This is a genomic window from Mesorhizobium sp. WSM4310, assembly GCF_007003935.1.
Taxonomy (GTDB): domain Bacteria; phylum Pseudomonadota; class Alphaproteobacteria; order Rhizobiales; family Rhizobiaceae; genus Mesorhizobium.
The window spans coordinates 105,226-130,642 of sequence record NZ_VFTA01000018.1; the positions used below are offsets into that span (position 1 = coordinate 105,226).

Annotated in this window: 20 protein-coding genes and 1 pseudogene; 18 read left to right on the forward strand and 3 right to left on the reverse strand. The window is 63.3% G+C overall.

Going from position 1 to position 25,417, the window contains the following annotated elements; all coding sequences use genetic code 11:
- Positions 1-621 precede the first annotated feature (621 nt).
- Positions 622-1,527 carry a LysR family transcriptional regulator gene (locus FJV80_RS19945; RefSeq protein WP_095775893.1) on the reverse strand — a complete coding sequence of 302 codons (906 nt, stop codon included), beginning with the start codon at positions 1,525-1,527 and terminating at the stop codon, positions 622-624.
- A gap of 119 nt (positions 1,528-1,646) precedes the next feature.
- On the opposite strand from FJV80_RS19945, the gene FJV80_RS19950 reads away from it, so the two are divergent.
- The 11 genes from FJV80_RS19950 to FJV80_RS20000 all read left to right on the forward strand — a co-directional run bounded on the left by FJV80_RS19950 (position 1,647) and on the right by FJV80_RS20000 (position 13,336).
- Positions 1,647-2,069, forward strand: coding sequence for a DoxX family protein (locus FJV80_RS19950; RefSeq protein WP_095775892.1), 423 nt, complete (start codon positions 1,647-1,649; stop codon positions 2,067-2,069).
- A gap of 96 nt (positions 2,070-2,165) precedes the next feature.
- Positions 2,166-2,984 (forward strand): NmrA family NAD(P)-binding protein, encoded by an 819-nt coding sequence (locus FJV80_RS19955; protein WP_245318374.1) that lies wholly within the window; start codon positions 2,166-2,168, stop codon positions 2,982-2,984.
- A 906-nt stretch (positions 2,985-3,890) separates the two neighbouring features.
- Positions 3,891-4,880 (forward strand): ABC transporter substrate-binding protein, encoded by a 990-nt coding sequence (locus FJV80_RS19960; protein WP_095775890.1) that lies wholly within the window; start codon positions 3,891-3,893, stop codon positions 4,878-4,880.
- A 151-nt stretch (positions 4,881-5,031) separates the two neighbouring features.
- Entirely contained in the window at positions 5,032-5,844 is an 813-nt protein-coding gene (locus FJV80_RS19965; RefSeq protein WP_245318373.1) for an ABC transporter permease, read from the forward strand.
- A 13-nt stretch (positions 5,845-5,857) separates the two neighbouring features.
- A complete protein-coding gene (locus FJV80_RS19970; RefSeq protein WP_095775888.1) occupies positions 5,858-6,661 on the forward strand; it encodes an ABC transporter ATP-binding protein in 804 nt (267 codons plus the stop codon).
- A 10-nt stretch (positions 6,662-6,671) separates the two neighbouring features.
- On the forward strand, positions 6,672-8,276 hold the full coding sequence (locus tag FJV80_RS19975; RefSeq protein WP_095775887.1) for a GMC family oxidoreductase N-terminal domain-containing protein: 1,605 nt from the start codon (positions 6,672-6,674) through the stop codon (positions 8,274-8,276).
- Positions 8,277-8,419: 143 nt separating this feature from the next.
- On the forward strand, positions 8,420-9,694 hold the full coding sequence (locus FJV80_RS19980; protein ID WP_095775886.1) for an NAD(P)/FAD-dependent oxidoreductase: 1,275 nt from the start codon (positions 8,420-8,422) through the stop codon (positions 9,692-9,694).
- A 44-nt stretch (positions 9,695-9,738) separates the two neighbouring features.
- A complete protein-coding gene (locus tag FJV80_RS19985) occupies positions 9,739-10,155 on the forward strand; it encodes a RidA family protein (RefSeq protein ID WP_095775926.1) in 417 nt (138 codons plus the stop codon).
- 4 nt (positions 10,156-10,159) lie between these two features.
- Entirely contained in the window at positions 10,160-10,834 is a 675-nt protein-coding gene (locus FJV80_RS19990) for a DUF1028 domain-containing protein (protein WP_095789196.1), read from the forward strand.
- A gap of 25 nt (positions 10,835-10,859) precedes the next feature.
- Positions 10,860-12,350, forward strand: a complete 1,491-nt coding sequence (locus FJV80_RS19995; protein ID WP_142877213.1) for an aldehyde dehydrogenase — start codon at positions 10,860-10,862, stop codon at positions 12,348-12,350.
- 50 nt (positions 12,351-12,400) lie between these two features.
- Entirely contained in the window at positions 12,401-13,336 is a 936-nt protein-coding gene (locus FJV80_RS20000; RefSeq protein WP_095775883.1) for a LysR family transcriptional regulator, read from the forward strand.
- A 12-nt stretch (positions 13,337-13,348) separates the two neighbouring features.
- Here FJV80_RS20000 and argE read toward each other — a convergent pair whose 3' ends face one another.
- Complete coding sequence (gene argE, locus FJV80_RS20005; protein WP_142877214.1) at positions 13,349-14,515, reverse strand: acetylornithine deacetylase; 1,167 nt, start codon at positions 14,513-14,515, stop codon at positions 13,349-13,351.
- Between the two features lie 282 nt (positions 14,516-14,797).
- Between argE and FJV80_RS20010 the strand changes: the two genes are divergently transcribed.
- Positions 14,798-16,867, forward strand: coding sequence for an NAD(P)-binding protein (locus tag FJV80_RS20010; RefSeq protein ID WP_142877215.1), 2,070 nt, complete (start codon positions 14,798-14,800; stop codon positions 16,865-16,867).
- Positions 16,868-17,210: 343 nt separating this feature from the next.
- Here FJV80_RS20010 and FJV80_RS20020 read toward each other — a convergent pair.
- Positions 17,211-17,345: pseudogene (locus FJV80_RS20020) on the reverse strand (transposase); the annotation flags it as partial.
- A 384-nt stretch (positions 17,346-17,729) separates the two neighbouring features.
- Between FJV80_RS20020 and FJV80_RS20025 the strand changes: the two are divergent.
- The 6 genes from FJV80_RS20025 (at position 17,730) to FJV80_RS20050 (ending at position 25,417) form a co-directional block, all read left to right on the forward strand.
- Positions 17,730-20,171: a response regulator gene (locus FJV80_RS20025; protein WP_142877216.1), complete on the forward strand. Its 2,442-nt coding sequence runs from the start codon at positions 17,730-17,732 to the stop codon at positions 20,169-20,171.
- Positions 20,172-20,176: 5 nt separating this feature from the next.
- Positions 20,177-20,563, forward strand: a complete 387-nt coding sequence (locus FJV80_RS20030) for a response regulator (RefSeq protein WP_095775925.1) — start codon at positions 20,177-20,179, stop codon at positions 20,561-20,563.
- A gap of 255 nt (positions 20,564-20,818) precedes the next feature.
- Positions 20,819-21,211, forward strand: coding sequence for a response regulator (locus tag FJV80_RS20035; protein WP_095775879.1), 393 nt, complete (start codon positions 20,819-20,821; stop codon positions 21,209-21,211).
- Positions 21,211-22,953 carry a YaiO family outer membrane beta-barrel protein gene (locus tag FJV80_RS20040; RefSeq protein ID WP_142877217.1) on the forward strand — a complete coding sequence of 581 codons (1,743 nt, stop codon included), beginning with the start codon at positions 21,211-21,213 and terminating at the stop codon, positions 22,951-22,953. Before FJV80_RS20035 ends, FJV80_RS20040 begins: the two co-directional genes overlap by 1 nt.
- A 2-nt stretch (positions 22,954-22,955) precedes the next feature.
- The gene (locus FJV80_RS20045) at positions 22,956-23,993 is read left to right on the forward strand and encodes a HEAT repeat domain-containing protein (RefSeq protein WP_142877218.1); all 1,038 of its coding nucleotides are present in this window, start codon (positions 22,956-22,958) and stop codon (positions 23,991-23,993) included.
- Positions 23,990-25,417 (forward strand): glycosyltransferase family 2 protein, encoded by a 1,428-nt coding sequence (locus FJV80_RS20050; RefSeq protein WP_185975233.1) that lies wholly within the window; start codon positions 23,990-23,992, stop codon positions 25,415-25,417. Before FJV80_RS20045 ends, FJV80_RS20050 begins: the two co-directional genes overlap by 4 nt.

Here is a 25,417-nt window from a genome sequence, read left to right on the forward strand (position 1 = left end):
GAATCTGATGACGCCGACCGTCAAGAGGGGGTGTTGCAATTTTGCGAGCAAGGACTGGACGAACTCGTTGAGAACGTAGGTTTGCCTTTGCGGTAAGGATTCAAACTGACCTCGTTCACCTCTAGCAAGGATCTGCTCGCGTCAGGTGCTGACCTTCGGAACGTGCCCCTGTAAGCGACCGCTATTGGGCCGAAAAAGCGGACTGGCGAGTTCGAGGCTCGGAAGGCCAGAAGCGGACCTTCAGGCTCGTCGCGCGTATCGACTTGATCTGACCCGAAGCAAACTCTCGCAGGTGACGTCCGGCATGACCGCTTCGCGCCCCATCCTCGCCGTTCCCGGGCCTGAAAACGGCCATTCGTTTCGATTGCCCGTTTTGCTACGCTACGGAGATCGACGGCGGCCCCGGATAGGGTTGCGAGCAACCGGATACCTCCGAACTTGATACGGAATGGTTCTGTGCATGGGCACGGCGTTGGGGAGACAGAAGGCGGAAAGTTTGAGGACATCTCATGTCGGACGTCAAAGGTCGCCGGTTTCAGTGCCGCATTCTGTTGGGTCGCCGACCGGCAGACATAGCTTCAGAATGTTGATTTCGACGGCGGCACGGAGATGTTCGTCTCGCTACTCCATATACGGCGCCAGCACATCTTCGATCCATTTCATGAATGCGCGGACCCGGCGCGACAGATTGCTCCGATGTGCCACGACGAGGGACACGGCGAGCGCCCGGCGACGAAAATCGGGTAGGATCTCCACAAGCGTGCCACTCTCCAAGTATCGACCAATCCCCAAGAGCGGCGCTTGTATCAGGCCGAGGCCGGCGAGGGCAGCGGCTTCGTAGGTCTGCGCGCTGTTGACGTGCAGCGCACCTGGCAACTGAAGCGTCGCGTAGCTGTCGCCGTCCGGATATTCCCATCCATGGGGCCTTGCGCCCAGTGTCGTCGAAAAATGAATTGTCCGATGTTCCTGACGCTGGAGATCCTCTAGCGATCGAGGGACGCCAAAGCGCGCGAGATAGGCGGGACTGGCAGCGTTGACCATACGCAACAGGCCCAGTGGGCGGGCAATCAGCGTCTCGTCCCTTATGGGGCCAAGCCGCAATACGCAGTCGAACCCCTCTTGAACCAGATCCACCTGTCGATCCGTGCTCGACACCTCCAGCTCCAACTCGGGATGTGTCGCCATGAAATCCGGCAAGGCCGGCACGATCGTTGTGCGCGCCACCTCGGTCGGAAGATCGACCCGCAAACGCCCACGAAGTGCCACGCGATCGCCTGCGAACATCGAGTGCAGGTCATCGACTTCAGCAAGCAGATCGCGGGCACGGGCATGAAATGCGCGGCCGTCCTCAGTCAATTGCACGCTGCGCGTCGTCCGGTGCAGGAGCCTGACACCGATATCTTCCTCCAGCTTCCGGACCGCCGTTGAGGCCCTCCCTTTTTGGATACCCAGGCTATCCGCCGCGCGGGTGAAGCTCCCCATTTCCGCTACCGTTATGAAAATGAGGATGGGTTCGAGATTCTGCATTTTCGTGCCTCGGTATTGTGTCCCAAAAAGAGAACAGTTGGTTCGTTTTCTCGGTGTTTATCACGCCTAAGAGGCACAGTAAGCTTCGAATATGGGATCCTCCCATCGGAGAATGACAAGTGTCCGAAACTATGAACCTGCGTCAGATGCCTAAAACTGTGGCCCTGCATGGCGCCCTGTGGGCGGGCCGGATCATGAGCGCGTTTGTCGTTGTCGCTCTGGCGGCAGACGGTACCATTCAGCTTTTCGCGCCGGCACAGATCGCGAGCACGTTGCAGGAAACCGGGTTCTCGATGGACCTGACCCATGTCGTGGGTCCGATCATACTCGCCTGCGCCATCCTTTACGCCATCCCGGCTACCACCGTGCTCGGCGCGATCCTGGTGACGGGCTTTTTGGGAGGTGCCATCTGCGCCCATGTCCGCATCGGTGAGTTGGGGTCGGCGCCGGAAATAATCTCCCTGCTTCTGGGTGCGATGACATGGGGCGGCCTCTACGCGCGCCATCCCCGTATCCGGGCCATTCTGCCGCTCATCCGTTGAACCAACCGGGGCAGTGCAGTCCCTCAACATCAGGAGAAACACATGTTTTTAGTGACGGGAATTACGGGAAATGTTGGCGGTGCCGCCGCAAGGCATTTGCTGGCGCAAGGCAAGAAGGTACGCGCGCTGGTCCGCGACCGCGCCAAGGCGGCAAGCTGGGCGGACCAGGGCGTCGAACTGGTCGACGGCGACTGGAACGATGCGACCGCCATCGAGCGGGCGCTCGAGGGCGTCGACGGCGCGTTTATCATGTTGCCGGCCGTCTGGGCACCTTCGCCGGATTTCAGGGAAGCCAAGGGCGTCATCGCGAACTATGTCGAGGCGCTCACCAAGGTGGCGCCGCCGCGGATGGTCGCACTCTCGTCGATGGGCGCGAACAGGACCAGCGGGCTGGGGATGATCACGGCCCTGTCGCTTCTGGAGCAGGGCTTTCGCGACCTGACACTGCCGATCGCATATGTACGGGCCGGCGGGTTTTTCGAAAACTTCCTCTACGGCTTGCACGTAGTCCAGGGCGGCACGCTGCCCGTCTACTACAACCCGACAAATCGGAAATCGACCATGGTCGCGACCAACGACATCGGCGCTGAGGTTGCAAGGCTTCTGAGCGGGCCGGCGTGGTCGGGGCATCGGGTCATCGAACTCGGTTCGATGGTGAGCGCGGATGAGGTCGCCGCGCAATTGGGTGAAGTCATGAAGCTCGACGTCAAAGCCTTTGCCGTCCCGCGGGCCGAGTGGCCAGCAGCATTCGAGCAGTTCGGCATTCCGAAGGGCCAGACAGGACCAGCCGAAGCGATGTTTGAGGCCGTCAACGCGGGATGGATGGCCCTCGGGGTCCAGGGTACGGAGCACGTAGCGGGTACGACGTCCGCACGCGATGTATTCGAGGCTGCCCGGAACGCCGCCAAGACGTAAGACCTGGACGGATCAGGCATGAGACGGATACTCCCCCGCTTCGCGTCGGAAGCGGGGGAGCCGCTCACAGTTCAAAGCAACGCGAAGCTCCTCTACTCCCGCCTGACTTCCTGAATCTCCGCAGAATCCAGTAGTTTCCGATGCATGCATCCGCTGGTGCGAAATTCAAGGCATCTTCAAGCTGAGTTCGAACCGATGTTATAAATTGGATGCGGCTTTGAAAGATATGAGCAAAACTCTGAAGACATCGGTCAGGCTTAACCTTGTCTTCTGATCTCGACGGCTTCTTCCCACATTATTGGGTAAGTTTTTGACTCTTGTGTGACGTCAGGTATACGGTGCTGACTTCCGGCCTCGACCCCATTGGCGCGCTGACATTGCTAGCCGTCCGCGGCTGGTGCCGCGGTGATCTTCGTGAGCGAGCCAAAATGCCCATCGCCGCGGTCTGGCAAAATAGCTAATGCTGGATGCGATCTGCCTCGATCCCACAAGCGTGCCGGCCTTCATCAGCGAGCACACGGAAGAAGGCGTTGGTATTGATGTCGCCATTGAATGCGCGAGGGCAGGTCGCGGTCTAGAGGCCAGGTCAATAGCTAGCTTCGCCAATTCCAGGAGGCGACCGTCGTTGACCTCTCTGAAAGCGACGATGAGGTCATCGGGATCGTCAGCCCGTCTCACGCCAAAGTCTGTGGGTGGCGCAGACGCAGCAGTGCCGGCTTGGTTAGGCCCAGCCTAAGCAGAATTATCGAAAATCATTATTTGTGCATCGCACACAGCGTGCTTTGCTCCATCCGCCGGCTGAAAGAGAACAAAAAGAACGTCAGGTGGCAGCCTTCGGCGATGCGTCCGAAGCGGGTTGTTTTGGTGCGGACAGCGCCTGCCCTCAGAAAAAGACAGGGGAACATAATGACGACAATAATCTCGAAGTTTCGCCGTGCCGCGCTTGCGGCCGGCATTGCCCTCAGCGCGCTTTCGGTGAGCCTCCACGCCGAAGCCGGCAGCTTGAAGCTGGGCATGACGACCTGGGTCGGGTACGGCCCGCTCTTCCTTGCGCGCGACATGGGCTACTTCAAGGAAGGCGGCCTCGATGTCTCGCTCGAAGTCATCGAGGAAGCATCGATGTACATGGCGGCCGTCGCCGCCGGCGAGCTCGACGGCAGCGCCTCGACCATCGACGAAATCATGAAGTACCGTTCCAAGGACGTCTGCTTCAAATCGGTCTATGCCCTGGACGACAGCCATGGCGGCGACGGCGTCCTGGCGCCCAGCAACGTCAAGAGCGTCGCTGATCTCAAAGGCATGGAAGTCGGGCTGAACGAAGGCTCGGTCTCTCAGTTCTGGTTCAACATCCTGCTCAAGCAGGCCGGTCTCAGCCAGGCCGATGTGAAGATCACCAACATGACCGCGGATGATGCCGCCGCCGCCTTCATGGCCGACCGCATTCCCGTTGCCGTCACCTGGGAACCGCATCTGACGCTGGCCAAGAAGGAAAACAAGGGACAGGTGCTGATCGACTCCTCAAAGACACCCGGCCTGATCGTCGATGTGGTGGCCCTGAACTGCGATTACATCACGAAGAACCCCGGCGATGTCGAGGCGCTGGTGAAGGGGCTCTACAAGGCCAACGAGTTCATCAAGGAAAATCCCGAGAAGGCTTACGAGGTGATGGCCAAGGGCGTCGGCGGCTGGCTGAAGGAGCCGAAGGACTTCGCCTCCTCCGCCGCGGGCGTGAACTTCTATGGCAAGGAGCGCAATGCCCAATTCTTCGCCGGCGGCGAGGGTGGTGAAGCCGGCAAGCTGATCAAGCTCGGCGGTGATATCTGGGGCGGCTTCGGCAAGCTCAAGATGGACATCAAATACGACGACCTCGTCGATACGTCTTTCCTTGCGAAGTGATCTGGCCCTGCGAAGTAACCTATCCTGGTAAAGTGAGCTCGCTGGACCGCGGGCCGAGCCTCTCGCCTGCGGTCCATCCAGCCCAAAAGGTTTCCCTGTGACACTGGCACCGAATGCAACGTCTCCCATCAGCCATATCGTGACCACGAGCGTGGAAAAAAATCAGCCCGGTCGATCCGCCTGGAAAGCCATCACCACGCCTTTTCAGGCCGTGTCGCGCCCTCTCTCCATCACGCTCAGCGTCCTGGTCTGGGGCGCGGTCATCGGCGGCTGGTTTGCCTTGACCTATTCCGGAGCGGTCAAGGAAATGTTCCTGCCGCGCCCGGAATCCGTACTGTTCACCACCATCAGCATGGCGCTTGACGGGTCGTTGTGGGAGCACGTGCTCGCCAGCGTCCAGGTGGTGCTGATCGGCTTCGTCATTTCGAGCGTCGTGGCGGTGCCGCTCGGTTTGACGATGGGCACCTACCGCATCGTCCAGGCGGCGCTCGACCCGCTCGTCAACTTTATCCGCTATCTGCCGGTGACGTCCTTCGTGCCGCTTTTCATCTTGTGGATCGGCATCGGCATCGAGCAGCGCGTGGCCGTGATCATCTTCGGCATCTTCTTCCAGCAGCTGGTGATGATCGCCGACAGCGCCCGCGGCGTTCAGCGCGACCTCGTCAACGCTGCCTATACGCTCGGCACGAAACGCGGCGACACGGTCTTCCACATCGTCTTTCCGGCCACGCTTCCGAACGTGCTCGACGTGCTGCGCGTCACCATGGGCTGGGCCTGGACCTATCTCGTCGTTGCCGAACTCGTCGCCGCCCGCAGCGGGCTTGGATACATCTCGCTCAAGGCGATGCGCGGCTTCCAGGTCGACGTCATCTTCATGGCCATCGCCATGATCGGCATCCTTGGTCTTTGCACCGACCAGTTGTTCCGGGGCATTCGCCGCCTCGTCGCTCCCTGGGCCAATTGAGGAGTTTGCCGACATGGACGCCCTGACACTCGCGACGAAACCGAAGAGTTCCGACATCGCCATCGACAATGTGGTCCTGCGCTACGGCAAGGGCGACAACGCGGTGCTGGCGCTGGACGGCATCTCCTTCCATGTCGTGCCCAATGAGTTCTGCGTGATCGTCGGTCCGTCCGGCTGCGGCAAATCGAGCCTGCTCTATCTCATTGCTGGCCTCGAGGAGCGCACCGGCGGCATGATCTCGGTCGGCGGCAAGCCGGTTACCGAGCCAGGTCCGGATCGCGGCATGGTGTTTCAGGCCTACACGCTGTTCCCCTGGCTGACGGTGGCGCAGAACGTCGAATACGGTCCCAAGCGCAAGGGCATGTCGGCGGCCGAGCGCAGGGCCATCGTCGAACATTTTCTCCATGAGGTCGGCCTGGCAAAATTCGCCAACCATTATCCCTCGCAGCTGTCGGGCGGCATGAAGCAGCGCGTGGCGATTGCACGTGCGCTCGCCAACGATCCGCAGGTGCTGCTGATGGACGAACCCTTCGGAGCGCTCGACAGCCAGACACGCCACTCAATGCAGAAGCTTTTGCTGAGGATCTGGGACCATTCCAAGAAGACGGTTCTGTTCGTCACGCATGACATTGACGAGGCGATCCTGCTGGCGGACCGGGTGCTCGTCATGTCGGGCCGGCCCGGCCAGATCAAGAAGGAAATCCGCGTCGGCCTCCGGCGCCCACGCAGCATGGATCTGGTCATGGAGCCGAGCTTCATCGCCATGAAGCGGGAAATCCTCGAGCTCTTGAAAAACGACGAAGACGAAGAGCACTAGCAGGCATGGCATGAGCATCGCGACCGCGGAATTCGACTACATCGTCATCGGCGCGGGCTCGGCCGGTTGTGTCCTGGCCAACAGGCTGAGCGCTAGCCCCGCCAACCGCGTCTGCCTGATCGAAGCCGGCGGTAGCGACGACCGCACAAGGGTGCGGGTACCGGCCGGCATTCTCTCGCTCTACGGCAATCCGAACTTCGACTATGGCTACAAGGGCGTGCCGCAGCCGCTGCTCAACAACCGCCGCATACCGGTCAACCGGGGCAAGCTTCTTGGCGGGTCGAGTTCGATCAATTCGATGGTCTATATCAGAGGCGCCGCGCAGGACTATGATGAGTGGGCGGCACTCGGCTGCGCAGGGTGGTCCTATGCCGACGTGCTGCCGGTGTTCAAGCAGCTCGAGCGCAATCTCCTGTCGCAAAACCCGGCCTATCATGGCTTCGAGGGCGAACTGCTGGTCGACAATCCGCGTGACCCCAACGCCGTATCCAGGCTGTGGGTAGAGGCGGGTCGGGGCGTGGGCCTGCCCGAAAACCGCGACTTCAACGCCGATGGCCAACTCGGCCTCGGCATCTACAATGTGACCCAGAACAGGGGGGAGCGCTTCTCAGCCTACACTGCCTTCGTCCGGCCGGTTCTCGGCCGCCCGAACCTCCAGGTCCTGTCAGGCGTCGAGGTGCTTGACCTGGCGATCGAAAGCGGACGCGCCACCGGCGTCAATGTGATCAGGGACGGATCAGCCCAAAGGCTGACGTGCCGCGCCGAAATCGTGCTCAGCGCAGGCGCGATCGGATCGCCGCGCATCCTGCTTGCTTCCGGCATCGGCCCAGCCGACGAGCTGAAGGCGGCGGGGGTGGAACCGGTCATGAACGTGCCGGGCGTCGGCAAGAACCTGCGCGACCATGTCGACGGAATGATCACGATGCGATCGAACAGCGCCAGGACGCTCGGCCTGTCGCTCGCCAATCTGCCAGCGATGCTGGCGGCGCCTTTTCAGTATTTCGTCCGCCGCAAAGGCATGCTGACGACCAATTACGTCGAGGCCGGCGGCTTCGCCAAGACGAAATATGCCGGCGATATTCCCGATGTCCAATTCCACTTTGTCCCCGGCTATCGCAGCCATCGCGGCCGGCTTGTCGAATATGGCCACGGCTATGCCGTGCACACCTGCGTGCTGCGGCCCGGAAGCATCGGTGAAATCACGCTCGAGCGTGACGGCACCCGCCGCAACGTGCTGATCGATCACCGCTTCTTCAGCGACGGGCAGGATGCACTGACCCTTGTCGAAGGTATAAAGGTCGCGCGTTCCATCCTTGCTTCGCCGGTTTTCGCCGACATCCGCGGACCGGAAATCCTGCCCGGACCCGATGTCGTCACCGACGACGAGATCCTCGCCTATCTGCGTGCCGAAGCCTTGACCGTCTATCACCCGGTTGGCACGGCCAAGATGGGCAACGACACCATGGCGGTGGTCGATCCCGTCAGTCTCAAGGTGCGCGGCTTCGACAATCTGCGTGTGGCGGACGCCTCGATCATGCCGACGCTGATCGGCGGCAACACCAATGCGCCGTCCATGATGATCGGCGAAAAAGCGGCCAGGGCGATGCTGTCGTAGCCGCGCGTCGGCCCGTGTCCCGGCATTTAGGGACAAGCTAACCACTGCCACGTGAAATCGTAATTTTCGCTAATCAGTCCCTCCAGTACACCAGCGATCTGACCTCCTCGCATCAGAAACTCTTGGGGGGAAAGGACGCAGAAATGTCGGTGGAAAAAATAGACACGCTTGTCGTCGGCGGTGGCCAGGCGGGAGTGGCTATGTCGGAGCATCTGAGCAAATGCGGCGTGCCGCATCTTGTCCTTGAGCGTGGCCGGATCGCCGAGCGCTGGCGTTCGCAGCGATGGGACTCGCTCGTCGCCAATGGCCCGGCCTGGCATGACCGTTTCCCAGGCATGGAATTTCCCGTGACGGGTCCTGACGGCTTTCCCTCCAAGGAGGAGGTTGCGGACTATTTCGCCGCCTATGCAAGGCAGATCAATGCGCCGATCCGCTGCGGCGTCGAGGTCAAGCTCGCGCAAAGAAATGTCGGTCGACCCGGGTTTCGCGTCGAGACGTCGGCCGGGGTGATCGAAGCCAGCAGCATCGTCGCGGCGACCGGACCTTTCCAGGTCCCCGTCATCCCCGCCCTTGTCCCCGGCGATGCCGGCATTCTGCAGATTCATTCCAGCGCGTACCGCAATCCCGGGCAGTTGCCAAAGGGCGCGGTGCTGGTGGTCGGGGCAGGATCGTCAGGTGTGCAGATCGCCGATGAGCTGCAGCGCTCGGGGCGGCGCGTCTACCTCTCGGTCGGCCCGCACGACCGCCCGCCGCGTGCCTATCGCGGGCGTGATTTCTGCTGGTGGCTTGGCGTTCTCGGCAAATGGGACCTCGAAACCCCGGGGCCTGGCACGGAGCATGTCACGATTGCGGTGAGCGGCGCGCGTGGCGGCGAAACGATTGATTTCCGTCGGCTGGCGGCGCAGGGGCTTACCCTGGTCGGCATGACAAAAGCATATCAGGACGGCATACTGACCTTCGCGCCCGATCTGGCGAAGAACATTGCCCGCGGTGACGCCAACCTGATGTCGCTGCTGGACGAGGCCGATGCCTATGTCGCGCGCAACGGCCTCGACCTTCCGCAGGAGCCCGCGGCCCGTCGGATCGACCCGGATCCGGACTGCTTGACCAACCCGCTTCGTGACCTCGATCTGGCGGGCGCCGGGATAGCGGCGATCATCTGGGCGACAGGCTTTGCCGTCGACTACAGCTGGTTGAAGGTCGATGCTTTTGACGAGAGGGGCCGGCCAAGGCACCAACGCGGCGTCTCGGTCGAGCCTGGGATCTATTTTCTCGGCCTGCCTTGGCAGTCGCGAAGAGGGTCGAGTTTCATCTGGGGCGTCTGGCATGATGCCAAGCATGTCGCCGACCGAATTTCGACGCAGCGCAAATATCTGGCCTATCACGCTGCGGCGCAGCGCGAGACGGTGGACGCCTGACCGACGCTGACAACAGCCACGAGCCCGATCTAATGGAGACCTGGATGGCGCATACGAGAATCCGCAAGTTCAACACCAAGGACACCTATCCCGAGCAGAAGCTCGACAATGATCTGTGCCAGGCGGTCGTCACGCGGGGCGGCCGGACGGTCTATCTGCGCGGCCAGTGCCCGCAGGATCTCGACACCGCCAAGAATATCGGCAGCCACGATCCGGCCGAGCAGACGCATAAGGTGATGCAGAACATCAGGCAGCTCATCGAAGAGTGCGGCGGCACCATGGAGCATCTGGTCAAGGTGGTGGTCTACATCACCGACGTGCGCCATCGCGAGGCAGTCTACCGCACCATGGGCGAGTATATCAAAGGCGTGCATCCCGTTTCGACCGGTCTCGTCGTCTCGGCCCTGGCGCGGCCGGACTGGCTGGTCGAGATCGACGGCACCGCCGTCATCCCGGATTGATCTCATGACCTTTTCCATTGTCGCGCGGTGCAGCCGCACCGGCATGTTCGGCGTCGCGGTGTCGTCTTCCTCACCGGCGGTGGCGGCGCGCTGCGCCTATGCGCAAGCGGGCGTCGGCGCGGTCGCCAGCCAGAACGTCACCGATCCGACGCTCGGCGCAAGAGGGCTCGAACTGCTGGCGCGGGGCGCCTCTGCCGCCGAGGCGGTCGCCATCCTGAAGCGCACCGGCGCTTATAGCAACTACCGGCAGGTGCTGGCTGTCGATGCCGCCGGCACCACCGCCATTCATTCAGGACCCAGGGCGCTTGGCATCTGGGCGGAAGCGCGTGCGGACAATGTCGCCTGCGGCGGCAACATGCTGGCCCATGATGGCGTGCCGCAAGCCATGGTCGACGCTTTCCTGGCCTCGGAAGGGCACCTCGGCGACCGCCTGATCGCGACCATGCGCGCCGCGCTGAAGGCAGGGGGCGAGGCGGGTCCGGTGCATTCGGCTGGAATGAAGCTGGTGCGCGAGGTCGCATGGCCCGTCGCGGACCTGCGCTGCGACTGGACCGACGGCTGCCCGATCGAGGAACTGGCGGCCTTGTGGGACCGCTACAAGCCCCAGCTCGATGCCTATGTGACCCGCGCGATCAATCCGTCCGACGCGCCGAGCTACGGCGTGCCGGGCGACGAGTAGCCATCACGCAGGGGGAGGCATCCGCATGAGCGAATTCAGTCACAAGGACTGGATCGGCAAGGCATCCGCGATCCGGTTTCGCGACAGGGCGTTCATCGATGGTAAGACGGTTGCCGCGCGTTCGGGCCGCACCTTCGCCAGCATCAATCCGGCCACTGGCGAAACGCTCGCCGAGGTGGCGTCCTGCGGCGAGGAAGATATCGATCTCGCCGTTGCCGCGGCGCGCCGCAGTTTCGAGGCTGGTGTCTGGTCACGCGCGAGCCCGGCGCACCGTAAGGAGGTGCTGTTCAGGCTGGCGCGGCTGCTGCGCGAAAACCTGCAGGAGCTTGCCCTGCTGGAATCGCTTGACATGGGCAAGCTCGTCACGGATGCCGCGACTGTCGATGTCCCGGGTTCCGCGGCGATCTTCCAGTGGTATGGCGAGGCCATCGACAAGATCTATGACGAAGTGGCGCCGACCGGCGGCAGTGATCTGGTGCTGGTGCGGCGCGAGCCGCTCGGCGTGGTCGGTGCCGTGGTGCCGTGGAATTTCCCGCTCGACATGGCCACATGGAAGTGCGCGCCCGCGCTGGCGGCGGGCAATTCGGTGGTGCTGAAGCCCGCGGAGCAGTCGCCTTTCTCGGCGCTCAGGCTGGCGGAACTCGCCATGGAGGCGGGGCTGCCCGCCGGTGTGCTCAACGTTGTGCCCGGCCTTGGTGAGACGGCCGGGCAGGCGCTTGGCCGTCACATGGACGTGGATTGCCTTGCCTTCACCGGATCGACCTCGGTCGGCAAGATGTTCCTGCAATATTCGGGTCAGTCGAACATGAAGCAGGTCTGGCTCGAAACAGGCGGCAAGAGCCCGAACCTTGTCTTCGCCGACTGCGGCGACCTCGATGCGGCGGCCGACATGGCGGCCTTCGGCATCTTCTTCAACCAGGGCGAGGTCTGTTCGGCCAATTCGCGCCTGCTCGTGCAACGCGGCATCAAGGATGCCTTCGTGGAGAAACTGGCCAAGCGCGCGGCGGCCGCCCAGCCTGGCGATCCGCTCGACCCTGCCTCGAAAATGGGCGCCATGGTCGATGCCCGCCACGCCGCCAACGTCATGCGCTTCGTCGAGGCCGGCAAGAAGACCGCGCGCCTGGTTGCCGGCGGAGATCGGGTCACGGTCAACGGTCGCGGTAGCTTCATACAGCCCACCATCTTCGATGATGTTGCCCATGACGACCCGATTGCCAGGGATGAGATATTCGGACCGGTGCTGTCGGTCATTGCCTTCGACGATGAGGAGGAGGCCATCCGCATTGCCAATGACAGCCCGTACGGGCTGGCCGCGTCACTATGGACCGACAGTCTTTCGCGCGCGCACCGCGTTGCCGGCCGGCTCCGCGCCGGCACCGTTTCCGTCAACACGGTCGATGCGCTGAGCCCGATGACGCCGTTCGGCGGCATCAAGCAATCGGGCTTTGGCCGCGACCTGTCGCTGCACGCGCTGGACAAGTACACCGCGCTGAAAACGACATGGATCAAGTACTGAGGCGGAGCGGGCGCTTGATCGCAGCGCCCAAACCGGCAACATAGAAGCCCATGCCGCTACGCTTCACCCTGAGACAATTGGAATATTTCGTCGCCGTCGGCGAAGCCGGCTCCATTACCAAGGCGGCCGAGCAGGTCAATGTTTCGCCGCCTTCGATTTCGGCGTCCATCGCGCAGCTCGAGGCCGAATTCGGCGTCCAGCTTTTTGTCCGCAAGCATTCGCATGGCCTGTCGCTCACGGCCGGCGGGCGTGTTTTCCTCAAGGAGGCCGCCAGGTTGCTGGCCGACGCCGACGCTCTGCACGATATCGCCGGCGACATCGCCGAGAAGGTGCGTGGGCCGCTGGCAGTCGGATGCCTGCTGACCTTCGCGCAGATCGTCATGCCGACGCTGCGCGCGAAGTTCGAGCGCGCCTATCCCGAGGTGCGGTTCCGGCAGTTCGAACGCAACCAGGGTCAGTTGCTCGAAATGTTGCAGCGAGGTGAAATCGATGCGGCGCTGACCTATGATCTCGAACTGTCGCAGGACACGACGTTCGAACCGCTTATGCTGGTGCCGGCCTATGTCATGCTGCCGCAGGGGCACCGCTTCGCCGGCAAAGCTTCGATCACGACGGAAGAACTGGCCGACGAGCCCATGGTGCTGCTCGACCTGCCATACAGCCGCGAATATTTTCTCTCGGCCTTCCAAATGCGGGGCATCCGGCCGAACATTGCCGAGCGCACCGGCGACATCGCGGTGATGCGGTCGATGGTTGCCAATGGCTTCGGCTACGGCATCGCCAACATGCGGCCGCTCAACACCCTGGCGCCGGACGGCAAGCCGCTGGTCTTCGTGCCCCTGGAAGGGGATTTGCGGCCTCTGACCATGGGGGTCGCATTGCCCAACGCCGAGCACCGCACCCAGACGGTGCAGGCATTCATCGATCATTGCCGCCGCTTCGTTGTCGAACAGGGCGTGTTCGGCAGCGGACGGGTCGTGGAATAGCAGCGGCCTTTGTCAGGCGACCTTCAACTGTTGTCCGGCAAGCCGCCGCAGCAAATTGCCGAGCATGTCGTCGCAGCGGCGCATCTGTTCGACGCTGACGAATTCGTCCGGTCTGTGCCCTTGCGCCATCGAGCCCGGCCCGCACACGATGGTCGGCGTGCCGAGGTCGCGGCTGAACAATCCGCCTTCGGTGCCGAAGGCAACCTTGATGGTGTCGTTGGCCCCGGTCAATGACTTGACGAAAGCCACAGCCTGCGAATTCGCCGGCGTGTCCAGACCCGGATAGGTGTTGGTGATATCGATGTCGATGGCCGCCTCCGGCGCGATCGCTGAAGCCGCTGCGGCAATGCGCGCTGCCTCTGCGCGCAACCCATCGAGGATTTGGTCGGGGTTGTCGGCCGCGACATTGCGGATCTCGAAGTCGAGCTGGCACAGGTTCGGCACGATGTTGAGCGCAACGCCGGCATGCATCTTGCCGACGTGGACGGTGGTGTAGGGAATGTCATAGTCACCGTCGCGCGCGCCATCGCTGGCCAGCCGGTCCTGTTCCCGGCGCAGTGCGGAGACGAAGTCGCAGCCGAGATGAATAGCGTTGAGCGCCAGGGGAGCGAGCGCCGAATGGCCTTCGCGTCCCCTGCAGATGGCGCGCGCCGCAAGCTTGCCCTTGTGGGCGGTCGCGACCTGCATGTTGGTCGGCTCGCCGACGATACACAGCAATGGCCGATGCGGCGCCGAACGCAGCATGTCGATCAGGCTGTGCACGCCGATGCAGCCGATCTCCTCGTCGTAGGAAAGCGCCAGATGCAAGGGCGTTTGCAGGCTCATTTTCGAGGCCTTGAGACAGGCGGCAAGCGCGCAGGCGACAAAACCCTTCATGTCGGCCGCGCCACGGCCGTAAAGCTTGCCATCCCGCGCGCTCATCTCGAAAGGCGGCAGCGTCCAGTCCTGTCCGTCGATCGGGACGACATCGGTGTGGCCGGACAGCATGACGCCGGCCGCCTCGGCCGGCCCGATTGTGGCGAACAAGTTGGCCTTGTGGCCGTCCGCGCTGCGGATGATCTGGCATGCAATGCCCCGCGTCGCCAGCAGGTCTGTCACGTAACCGATGAGGTCGAGGTTCGAGTCCCGGCTCACCGTCGGGAATGCGATCAGCTTTTCAAGGATTTGGATGCTGTCCATGCGTCTCACGTCTCGTTGGCCGTGTGCGCTATCTAGCATCGCGTGGCCGCGGCCTTGAAGTCGCATTTGGCTCAGCCGGGATTCTTCGGATGCTAATCCAGGCGGCCGGGGGGGCGGATTAGGCGCGTCCTAATCGGCACAGAAGAAATCTGTAGTTTTCCGGCACGCGCCGCAACTTATGAGTAGGTTCACGGCGTCTACCCACCGGGCAGACCGGCTTGCGCCAGGTTTGAAACCATCACCGCGCATGCCGCGACGCGACGCTGGCAGGAAGGAAGCACCATGCGTGATCCACGCTACGACATTCTGTTCGAGCCTGTGAAGATCGGTCCGGTGACCGCCAAGAACCGCTTCTACCAAGTGCCGCACTGCAATGGCGGCGGCTATCGTGATCCGTCCGCCGCGGCCGAGATGCGGCGCATCAAGTCGGAAGGCGGCTGGGGCGTCATCTTCACCGAGCAGACCGAGATGCACCACACCTCAGAGATCACGCCCTTCATCGAGCTCAGGCTTTGGGACGACGCCGACATCCCAGCGCTGGCGAAGATGGCCAAGGCCATGCACCAGCATGGCGCGCTGGCCGGCATCCAGCTCGCCTATTCCGGTATCAACGGCCCGAACCTCTACACCAAGGAAGTGCCGCGCGGACCGTCGGCCTTGCCGATCCGCACCTTCACCAACGATCCAGTCCAGGCACGCGCCATGGACAAGCAGGATATACGTGACCTCAGGCGCTGGCACCGCAATGCCTTCAAACGCGCGAAGCTGGCGGGTTTCGACCTAGTCTGTCTCTATGGTGCGCATGGCTTCGGCATTATCCAGCACTTCCTGTCCACCGCCACCAACCAGCGCAGCGACGAATATGGCGGCCCGTTGGAAAACCGCTCACGGCTGATGCGCGAGCTGATCGAAGAAGGCCGCGACGCCATCGGCGACACTTGCGGCCTGACGCTGCGGCTGTCGCTGGACGAGATGATCGGCGAACTTGGCTTCGCCAATTCCGAAGTGCGCGACATGATCGAGATGAATGCCGACCTGCCCGACCTCTGGGACTTGGCGCATGGCGCCTGGGAGGATTGTTCGGGGCCGTCGCGGTTCAAGGAGGAGGCGGCGCAGGAAAGCCTCGTGTCCGGCATCAAGACGCTGACTTCGAGGCCGGTCGTCGGCGTCGGTCGCTTCACCTCGCCGGACGTGATGGTCAGGATGATCAAGTCCGGCACGCTCGATTTCATCGGCTGCGCCCGTCCATCGATCGCCGATCCCTTCCTACCGAAGAAGATGGAGGAGGGACGGATCGAGGACATTCGCGAATGCATCGGCTGCAACATCTGCATCACCGGCGACATGACCATGTCGATCTCGCGCTGCACGCAGAACCCGACCTTCATGGAGGAGTGGCGCAAGGGTTGGCATCCGGAGCGGATGCAGGCCAAGGGCGACAGCGACAGCGTGCTGATCGTCGGCGCCGGTCCCGCCGGGCTTGAGGCCGCCCGCGCACTCGGCCTGCGCGGCTACCAGGTGGCGATCGCCGAGGCAGGCACCGAGCTCGGCGGCCGCGTGTCGCGCGAGTGCCGCTTGCCTGGCCTCTCCGCCTGGGGTCGCGTACGCGACTATCGCCAGTATCAGCTCAGCCAGGCGTCCAATGTCGACGTCTATTTCGAAAGCCGGTTGTCCGCCGAGGATATCCTGGCCTTCGGGTTTCAAAACATCGCCATTGCCACCGGCTCGGCATGGCGCCGTGACGGCGTGGCGCGTGCGCATGTCATGCCGATGCCGGTGGACCCGGCCATGCCGCTCTATACCCCGGACGACCTGATGGGCGGAAATGTACCGACCGGCACTGTCGTGCTGTTCGACGACGACCACTACTACATGGGTGGCGTTCTGGCCGAGCTGATGGCGCGCCGGGGCGCGAAGGTGACGCTGGTGACGCCGTCCGCCTATGTGTCCGACTGGACCCGCAACACGCTGGAGCAAGGCGCCATCCATCGCCGGCTGGCCGAGCTCGGCGTCGAGATCGTGCTGAACCGGACCGTGACGCGCGTCGTGCCGGGAGGCGTTGCCACCGCCTGCGCCTACACCGGTGCCGAACGCGACATTGCCGCCGACGCCGTGGTGCTGGTGACGTCGCGCCAACAGGACGACCAAGTCTGGCGCGACCTGAAAGCGCGGCGCGACGAATGGGCCGACAATGGCATTCGCTCGATCAAGGTCATAGGCGATGCCGAGGCGCCAGGTCCGATTGCCTGGGCGACCTACGCCGGCCATCGTTTCGCTCGTGAGATGGACGAACTCGATATCGGCGACGCGCTGCCGTTCCGGCGAGAAGTGACGGCTTTGGCGGCGGGGTAGGCCGATGGCATGGCTTGATAGGAATGACGTCGCCACAAGCCGATAGTGTTTCGCGCTAGCGTGTCGAAATCTGATGTCGGGATCAATCGCAAGACAATACGGAACGATACGGGAAACTCTCTAATTTTGGCCCACGAAAAACGCAATAGAATCAACGTCCTTACCATGTCCTCCGGGCCCACCATTATCTTTATTTATCAATGGCTTACGGGTAGGTTCGCCAAAAGGTTCGCCAAGCATCGGCTTGTGGGTCACCAGCCGCACGACGCGATCCATACCCTGAACCGCCAGACGAACCTGCGATGCCGGCCGCAGGAAAGCCGTGCTGCGGACCCGTCGACAGCTCGCGCACCCATTTGCGCAACACATTCTCGTGGACATCGAGGTCGCGGGCGGCCTGGGCCACTGCAACGCCCCGGTCCTTGATCAATCTCACCGCCTCAAGCTTGAACTTGCGGCCGAACTTCCTTCTTTGCATTCCCACCCTCCAGTTCCGTTAAACACCTTGTCTCGGTGTCCACGAAACCGGCGGCAGGCCAGAGGAGCCCCTCTCGGCATTGAGCGGAGCAGGGGCTTCCAGAAAAAAGGTGCCAGCTGTAGTAGTCCGTGAGCCGGTAGGCAGGCTTGGACGTATCAACCCTCACGGCGGCGCGGCCGAGCACGTCGGGGCCATAGTCAGTACGCGGCGCCGAAGATCAAGCTTCAACTTGATGCCCGATAAGCGCCCGGTACGAAGACGCCTGCCATGTGGCTGCCCATGTCGCCTCTGCTCGGCGTGCCGGCCCTGCGGACTGATGCGCAGCTTCTTTAGATATCGGATAGGATTAGCCGATATTCATCGGAAAAAAGGAGCCGGAAAGTCATGACCGAGATCTGGCAATCACTCCTCGCCAATCTTGCTCTGGTCTCCGTCCTGGTCGTCGCCTGGGACCTTGTGGCCGATTTCACCGGGCGTCTCTCGCCGCGAATACAGTCGCTGCTTCTCGGCGCGGTCATGTGCGTGGGGGCGGTCTTTTCAATGGCGACCGCCTTGTCTGTCTCTGGCTTCGTGGTCGATCTGCGCGCCGCCTTTATCGGCGCCGCGGCGTTCTTCGGCGGATGGCCGGCAATGTTCGTTGCCACGATCGGCTCCATTGCCTATCGCCTCTATCTTGGCGGGCAGGGGGCCAATGTCGGCGTCATGGGTATCCTGATCACCGCCGTCGTCGGCCTGGCATGGCACCACATTGTCGCGGCCCGGTCGCGCACGATGCTCGACATATTCGGCTTCGGCGTGTCAGTTGCACTCGCCGGGCTGATCACGCTCATGGTCATACCCCCGCAAGTCGTCACAGGCCTGATCCAGCAAAGCACGTTCCCGTCCCTCCTGTTCCGCTTCCTTAGTACCATGGTGATCGGCATCCTGCTCGACCGGCAACAGCGGCGGCGCGATCTCTCCATGTCCAACATGATCTATCGGGCCATGGTTCGTGAACTGCCGGACTGCCTGAACATAAAGGATGTGGACGGCCGCTTCATCGCCGCCAATCCCGCCACCGCCGAAATGCTGGGGGCCGCTTCAGTCGAGGAGCTCATCGGCAAGACCGATTTCGATTTCTATTCGAAGGACGTGGCCGAGCGCTTCAGGCAGGACGAGATGGGCGCACTGAAGGCCGGGCAGACATTGCGCATCGAACAGCCTGCGGTGTTTCCGGATGGCAAACAGGGCTGGCTTTACACGCTCAAGGCGCCGTTCCGCGACGAGGTCGGCAAGATCACCGGTGTCATCACCTACAATCGCGAGATCACCGAGCAGAAGCGAAACGCTCAGCTCAAGAACGATTTCATTTCGACGGTCAGTCATGAGCTGCGCACCCCATTGACATCCATCCGAGGCTCGCTGGGCCTGATCGCGGCGGGCGTGGCGGGCGAATTGCCGCCGAAGGCCGCCAACCTCGTCAATATCGCTCACACCAATAGCGAGAGACTGGTTCTTCTCATCAACGACATCCTCGATATGGAGAAGATCGAGTCAGGCGTCATCGCCTTCAAGATCAAGCAGATGCCTGTGCGCCCGATCATGGAGCAGGCCATTGCCGCCAGTTCCAACTACATGGCCGAGAGCCGGATACGCATCGTCCTGGTCGACGATGCCCCGCGCGCCGAAGCCAACATCGATCCGGACCGCCTACACCAGGTGATGGCCAACCTTCTGTCGAACGCGATCAAGTTCTCGCACGCCGACGGCACCGTGATGGTGAAGCTACAGCGTCGTGATCGCGACATGTTGCGCATCTCGGTGATCGATCAGGGGGCGGGTATCCCCGAGGCGTTTCGCAGCCGTATATTCGGCAAGTTCGAACAGGCTGACGCGTCCAGCACCCGCAAGAAAGGCGGCACCGGCCTCGGCCTCAGCATCGTCAAGACCATCGTGGAAAAGCTGGGCGGCGCCGTTTCCTTCGAAACCGAGGAAGAGAAAGGAACCTCGTTCCATGTCGACCTTGCCGAAGCCCGCAGGCTCCAACCGAGGCCGTATCCGCCACCGCGCCCGCCACGGGAGCCCGATGGCCGCCTACGGGTTCTGATCTGCGAAGACGAGACCGACGTCGCGGCGGTGATTGCGGCACTCCTGGACGCGGAAGGCTTTTCCAGCGACGTCGCCCCGGACATCGCCACCGCGAAGGCGCTTCTGCAGTCTCGCGATTATGTGGCACTGACACTCGACATCAAGCTGGCGGAAGAATCGGGCATCAAGCTCTTCCATGACATCAGGGCGTCACCGGTGAATTCCGACATTGCGGTCATCGTCATCTCCGCCGTCGCCGATGAGGCCAGGCGCTCGCTGAACGGCACCGCCGTCGGCATCGTCGACTGGCTGGAGAAGCCGGTGGATTCGGGGCGGCTTCACGCCGCTCTTGCCAAGATCGTCGCCGGCAGGAATGAACAGAGGCCGAAGATCCTCCATGTCGAGGACGACGAGGGTGTGCTAGCCGTGATGTCGGCGGGACTGGGCTCGGACGTCTCGATCATCTCGGCGAAAACGCTGCAGGAGGCACGGCGGGCGGTTGCGAAGCGTCGCTTCGACCTGGTCATCCTGGACATAGCACTTCCAGACGGATCGGGACTGGACCTGCTCGCCGATCTGCCGCTGGAGACCGGAGTGATCGTGTTCTCGGCGGCGGAACCGGACCAGAAACTCGGCGATCGGGTGCAGGCGATGATGACCAAGACCAGGGCGTCGGAGATCGATGTGGCAAAGCTTGTCAGAACCATGTTGGCCTCATCGCGCGATGGCACCAGACCCGCCGCCCGCGCCAAGGAGTGACGATCATGCCGGCAAGAATCCTCTATGTGGATGACGACCACGATATCCGCGAAATCGCTCAGATGTCGCTGGAGCTCGAGCCGGAATTCGAGGTGCGGTCCTGCTCTTCGGGCGCCGCGGCGCTGACCGATGCCGCCGCATGGCATCCCGACCTCATCTTGCTCGACGTGATGATGCCGGACATGGACGGGCCGGAGACGCTGAAGCGCCTGGCTGCTTCACCGCTGACGGCGTCGATACCCGTGGCCTTTATCACCGCGCGCACCCAGACGCATCAGGTCGAGCGCTATCTCGCCATGGGAGCGGTCGGGGTCATTGCCAAGCCTTTCGATCCGCTGGCGCTCGCCGGCGAAGTCAGGAAGCTGCTTCCGGAGCGACCCGGGCAGGCATAGCCTCCGGGTCGAAGGCAGCGGCAACAAGCCTGTCAGCAACCTCCGTTTGCCGTTTACGGCACCTGTACCACACCCCAATATTCATCTACTGATTGTATCGAAATACGGCAGTCGCGAATCGGTTTTATTTATGATTGCGCGGCATCGGCCGGCGCGGGAGACCCGCACCGGCGTTGGCATGGACCACATTGGCGGATGTCGGTTCATGGGTTGATCACTCCGGGGGGCAACGAGGCGTGAACCGGAGCCGGACAGGTGAATGGAGCGAAGGCAAGAGTTCTGATCTGCGATGATGATCCCCTGTTGCTTGAACTGATGGAATTCAGGCTGAGGGCGAAGGGATACGAGGTCATCACGGCAGTGGACGGTGCCGAGGCACTGGCGAAGGCGGAACAGGACGGACCCGATATCATCGTGCTCGATGCGATGATGCCCAAGGCCGACGGCCTGGAGGTGTTGGCTCGCCTCAAGGGCGACCCGGTCCTGTCGGACACGCCGGTGGTGATGCTGACCGCCCGCAAGGCCGAAAGGGACATCGTCTCGGCCCTCGAGAAGGGAGCCGACGACTATCTGGTAAAGCCATTCATCCCCGAGGAACTGCTGGCCCGGCTGGCGCGTCTGATCGCGCGCAAGACTGGGAAACGCTGATGAGGCGCAGCCGGCGCGCAGCGCTTGCCGCATGCCTGATCCTGGCAATCGCGGCCACTCCTGGTGCGGTGCTTGCGCAGACGGTCGATGAGCTCTACGCGTCCGCCGTGAAAGCCAGGCAGGCCCGGCATTTCGACGAGGCGGTGGATCTGCTTCGGCGCGCACTCGCGCTCAAACCCGACAATGCCGACGCCCTGGTTCAGCTCGGTTTCGCCGAACTCGGCCGCAACGATCTGGCGGCGGCGCACGACGCCTTTTCCAAGGCGCTTTCCCTTGCTCCGGCCTATCAAGATGCAAGCTTTGGCCTGGCCGAGATCGAGTTCCGTTCCGGCAATCTGGATGCCGCGCTGCCGCTCGCCGAATCGGTGGCGCGCGCCCAGCCCGGCAACACCGACGCCGCCGCGCTTGTGGAGAACATCCGCAAGGCCATGCAGGCCGCCGGCGGTGAGGCGAGGAAGGCGTCGGTGGCGGCGCCGAGGGCGAAACCACGGCCCGATCCCGTCGCCGGCCTGATGGAGCAAGGTCGACGGTTGCGAACAGCGGGAAAGCTGCCCGAAGCGGAGAAGGTCTATCGCCGCGCGCTTGGGCTGGCGCCGAAGAACACCGACATCTTGGTTGCCCTTGGCCTTATCCTGGGCTCCAGCCAGCGGTTCGACGAAGCCGGGCATTTCTTCGACCGGGCGCTGGCCATAAAACCCGGCCTTCTCGACGCGCGGATCGGCAAGATCCGCCTGGCGATTTGGCAGGGCGACGTGCCGGGCGCCCGCGCGCTGGTCGATGACGTGTTGGCCTCGTCGCCGGACAATGTGGAGGCGCTCGACCTCGATGCCAAGGTCGCCCTGCTCGAGGCCGACTACACGCGGGCCGGACAGTCGTTCCAGCGCGTGCTTGCGATCGATTCGCGCAATGCCGAGGCGCTGGTGGGGATCGGCGATGTGCGCCGCGCCCTAGGCGACGACGATGCAGCGCGGCAGGCCTACAGAGAGGCGCTCGCCATCGAGCCCGGCTCTTCCGACATCGAGCAAAGACTGGCCGTGCCGCCCCCGCGCAGATGGCGGCTCGACCTTGGCACCGAGGTGAGCGATCTCACCAACGGGCTGAGCGACTGGACCGACAGCTCGGCTGGCCTTGCTTATCGGCTGTCGCCGCGCACGACGATTTCAGGCCGCAACCGCGTGGCAACCCGCTTCGGCCGTACCGACGTTCAGATCGAGGGCCGCATCGACGAGGCCTTCTCGCCTGCCTTCTCCGCCTATGCGCTCGCCGCGGCGACGCCGGATGCCGATTTCCTGGCGCGCTATGCGATCGGCGCCGGCGCGTCCTTGCAGGTTATGGCGGCGGCGAAGGCGTTCGGCCCTTTGTCGCTCAACATCGACACCCGCTACGACAATTTCACCAACACAAACGTCACCAGCGTCTCGCCCTGGGTGCAGGGCTATATCTTCGACGGCCGCCTGGGGCTTTCCGCCCGCTGGGTGCATGCGGCCGACGATATCGGCACGCGCGCGGACGGCTATGTGCTTAGGGTCGACCTTGCGGTGACGCAGCGCTTCAACCTGTTCGGCGGCTATGCGGACGCCCCCGAAATCTCCGACGGCACGCTGGTGCCGACGCGCACCGTCTTCGGCGGCATCTCCTGGGACGTCAACGATCCGCTGACGGTCCGCGCCAGTATCGCACATGAGCAACGCCCGACATTCGACCGAAGCATATTCGGGCTCGGCCTGACCGCGCGGTTCTGATCATGTGGTACGTCTGGGATCTTTCCATTTTGCTCAGCGCCCTTTCCCTGGTGATCATGCTGTTCCTGATCGTCCGGCGGGTGCTGCAGGAACGCCGAGGCAGGGCGCAGATCGATCAGCGGCGCCAGCTTCACACAGCACTGATCGCCTTCACCGAAAACCGGGACCGCGAGGCCTTGAAGGTGGTGGTGCTCGCGGTGCCGGCGGGCGTGGCGATCAATGCCGGCTTCGAGTTCATTTCGCTGCTTCGCGGCGAGGAGTATGACGACGTCCTTGCCGCCTTCAACGAATGCGGCCTGCCGGCGCTTGTCGGCAGCCAGCTGGAAAAAGGCAACGGCGCCGAGCGCATCCACGCGGCCGAGATGCTTGCGGCGCTGCGTTCGGAAAACGCGGTGGCGAGCCTGCTTTCGGCGCTCGACCGTGACCGTTCGCGCGAGGTGAGGATCGCCGCCGCCATCGCGCTCTGCGATCTCGGCAGCCTGCCGCCGCTCGATATCGCACTGGGCAAGGTCGGCGTGGTGGGACAGCGCTCGCGGCGCCTGATCGAGTTGTTCAGGCGCTTTCCGCCGGCGCGCTTCGAGGAGCTCAGGGATCATGCCGCGCGCACCGACGCGGTGCCCTTCATCCGGGCGGCCGCGATCGACGCGCTGGCTCGTGCCGCCGGGTTCCATTTCGCCGATTTCTTCGCCCGCGCCACCGGTGATCAATCGCCCGAGGTCGCCGCCGCGGCGCTGCGCGCGCTGGGCCTCACCGGGCACGCCGAGGCGCCTGCCATCCTGGCAAGCGCGATGGCCAACGGCGACTGGGACGTGCGCGCCGCCGCCGCCGATGCCGCCGGGCGCCTCGGGCTCGCCGGGCTCGCCGCGCCGCTCTCCGCGCTGATGGACGATGAGGCGTGGACCGTGCGCTATGCCGCCGCCAACGCCCTGCGCTCGTTTGGCCAGCCGGGAGAACGGCTGCTGCGCGACATCGCTGCGAGCGAGGTCTCGCGCAGCCAGCGCACCGCCTCGCTCATCCTTGCCGAGGGGCCGGCCGCATGATGTCCGACTGGAGCCACGAGATCGTTCTGGCCGCTTCCATCCTGTCCTGGTTCATCATCGGGGCGGGGCTGGCGCAGACGACGATTTATCTGTTGCAACTCATTATTGCCGCCTACGCGCTTTCCAAGCGCCCGCCGGTCGCGCGCTCGGCGCTGCTGTGGCACCGCTATGGCGATGTCGCGCCGCCGATCGCGCTCCTCGTACCCGCCTATAATGAGGAATTGAACGTGGTCGAGAGCGTCCATTCGATGCTGGCGCTGGAGTATCCAAATTTCGAGGTGATCGTCATCAACGACGGCTCAAAGGACCAGACGCTGCAGCGCCTGATCGGGGCCTTCAAGCTGGTGAAATTCCATCGGCCTTATGAGGAGGCGCTGGCGCACAAGCCGATCCGCGGCCTCTATTCCTCGCCAATGACCGAGCGGCTGTTCGTGGTCGACAAGGAAAACGGCGGCAAGGCCGATGCCCAGAATGCCGGCATCAATGTCTGCCGCGCGCCGCTTTTCTGCGTGATCGACGGCGATTCCATCCTCGAGCCCGACGCGCTGATGCGCGCCGCCCAGCCCTTCATCGACGACCCCGAGCGCACCATCGCCGTCGGCGGTACGATCCGCATCGCCAACGGATCGAGGATCGAAGCCGGCAGGGTGCGCGAGATCCACCTGCCCAACCGCTTTCTGCCGTTGCTCCAGGTCGTCGAATATCTAAGGGCCTTTCTCATGGCCCGGCTGGCCTGGAGCCACATCAACACGCTGATGCTGGTGTCCGGCGCCTTCGGCATGTTCCGCCGCACGGAGGTGGTGGCAGTGGGCGGCTTCACCATGGGCTCGATGGGCGAGGACCTCGACCTCGTCATCAAGCTGCACCGCCACATGAGAGATGCCGGGCGCAAATACCGCATCCAGTTCATTCCGGAGCCGGTGTGCTGGACCGAGGCGCCGGAAACACTGAGCGTGCTCGCACGGCAGCGCACGCGCTGGCAGCGCGGCGCGCTCGAGTGCTTCTTCCGCCACCGCGCCATGCTCTTCAACCCGCGCTATGGCCGCGTCGGATTCCTGGGCTTCGGCCACATATTGATTGTCGATGTGCTAGGGCCGGTAGCGGAGGTGCTGGGCTACATCCTGATCCCGGCATTCTGGCTGCTCGGCATCCTGTCGACCGAGTATCTGCTGGCCTTCACCTCGCTCATCTTCACCTATGGCGTCTGCGTCAGCGTGTGCTCACTGGTCCTCGAAGAGGCCGAGCTGCAGCGTTTTCCGCGCGCCAGGGACCTGGCGGTGCTGACGGCGGTGGCGGTGATCGAGAATTTCGGCTACCGCCAGCTCAACAATTTCTGGCGCGTAAAGGGCTGGTGGCAATATCTGCGGGCCGACCAGAGCTGGGGCGAAATGACCAGGACTGGCCTATCCGGTGCGAAGAAATAA

Bases quoted from the DNA above. Each gene is read 5' to 3' on its own strand.
- FJV80_RS19945 (WP_095775893.1), bottom strand. From the start codon at position 1,527: ATGCAGAATCTCGAACCCATCCTCATTTTCATAACGGTAGCGGAAATG.
- FJV80_RS19960 (WP_095775890.1), top strand. From the start codon at position 3,891: ATGACGACAATAATCTCGAAGTTTCGCCGTGCCGCGCTTGCGGCCGGC.
- FJV80_RS19970 (WP_095775888.1), top strand. From the start codon at position 5,858: ATGGACGCCCTGACACTCGCGACGAAACCGAAGAGTTCCGACATCGCC.
- FJV80_RS19975 (WP_095775887.1), top strand. From the start codon at position 6,672: ATGAGCATCGCGACCGCGGAATTCGACTACATCGTCATCGGCGCGGGC.
- FJV80_RS19980 (WP_095775886.1), top strand. From the start codon at position 8,420: ATGTCGGTGGAAAAAATAGACACGCTTGTCGTCGGCGGTGGCCAGGCG.
- FJV80_RS19985 (WP_095775926.1), top strand. From the start codon at position 9,739: ATGGCGCATACGAGAATCCGCAAGTTCAACACCAAGGACACCTATCCC.
- FJV80_RS19990 (WP_095789196.1), top strand. From the start codon at position 10,160: ATGACCTTTTCCATTGTCGCGCGGTGCAGCCGCACCGGCATGTTCGGC.
- FJV80_RS19995 (WP_142877213.1), top strand. From the start codon at position 10,860: ATGAGCGAATTCAGTCACAAGGACTGGATCGGCAAGGCATCCGCGATC.
- FJV80_RS20000 (WP_095775883.1), top strand. From the start codon at position 12,401: ATGCCGCTACGCTTCACCCTGAGACAATTGGAATATTTCGTCGCCGTC.
- argE (WP_142877214.1), bottom strand. From the start codon at position 14,515: ATGGACAGCATCCAAATCCTTGAAAAGCTGATCGCATTCCCGACGGTG.
- FJV80_RS20010 (WP_142877215.1), top strand. From the start codon at position 14,798: ATGCGTGATCCACGCTACGACATTCTGTTCGAGCCTGTGAAGATCGGT.
- FJV80_RS20025 (WP_142877216.1), top strand. From the start codon at position 17,730: ATGACCGAGATCTGGCAATCACTCCTCGCCAATCTTGCTCTGGTCTCC.
- FJV80_RS20030 (WP_095775925.1), top strand. From the start codon at position 20,177: ATGCCGGCAAGAATCCTCTATGTGGATGACGACCACGATATCCGCGAA.
- FJV80_RS20040 (WP_142877217.1), top strand. From the start codon at position 21,211: ATGAGGCGCAGCCGGCGCGCAGCGCTTGCCGCATGCCTGATCCTGGCA.
- FJV80_RS20045 (WP_142877218.1), top strand. From the start codon at position 22,956: ATGTGGTACGTCTGGGATCTTTCCATTTTGCTCAGCGCCCTTTCCCTG.
- FJV80_RS20050 (WP_185975233.1), top strand. From the start codon at position 23,990: ATGATGTCCGACTGGAGCCACGAGATCGTTCTGGCCGCTTCCATCCTG.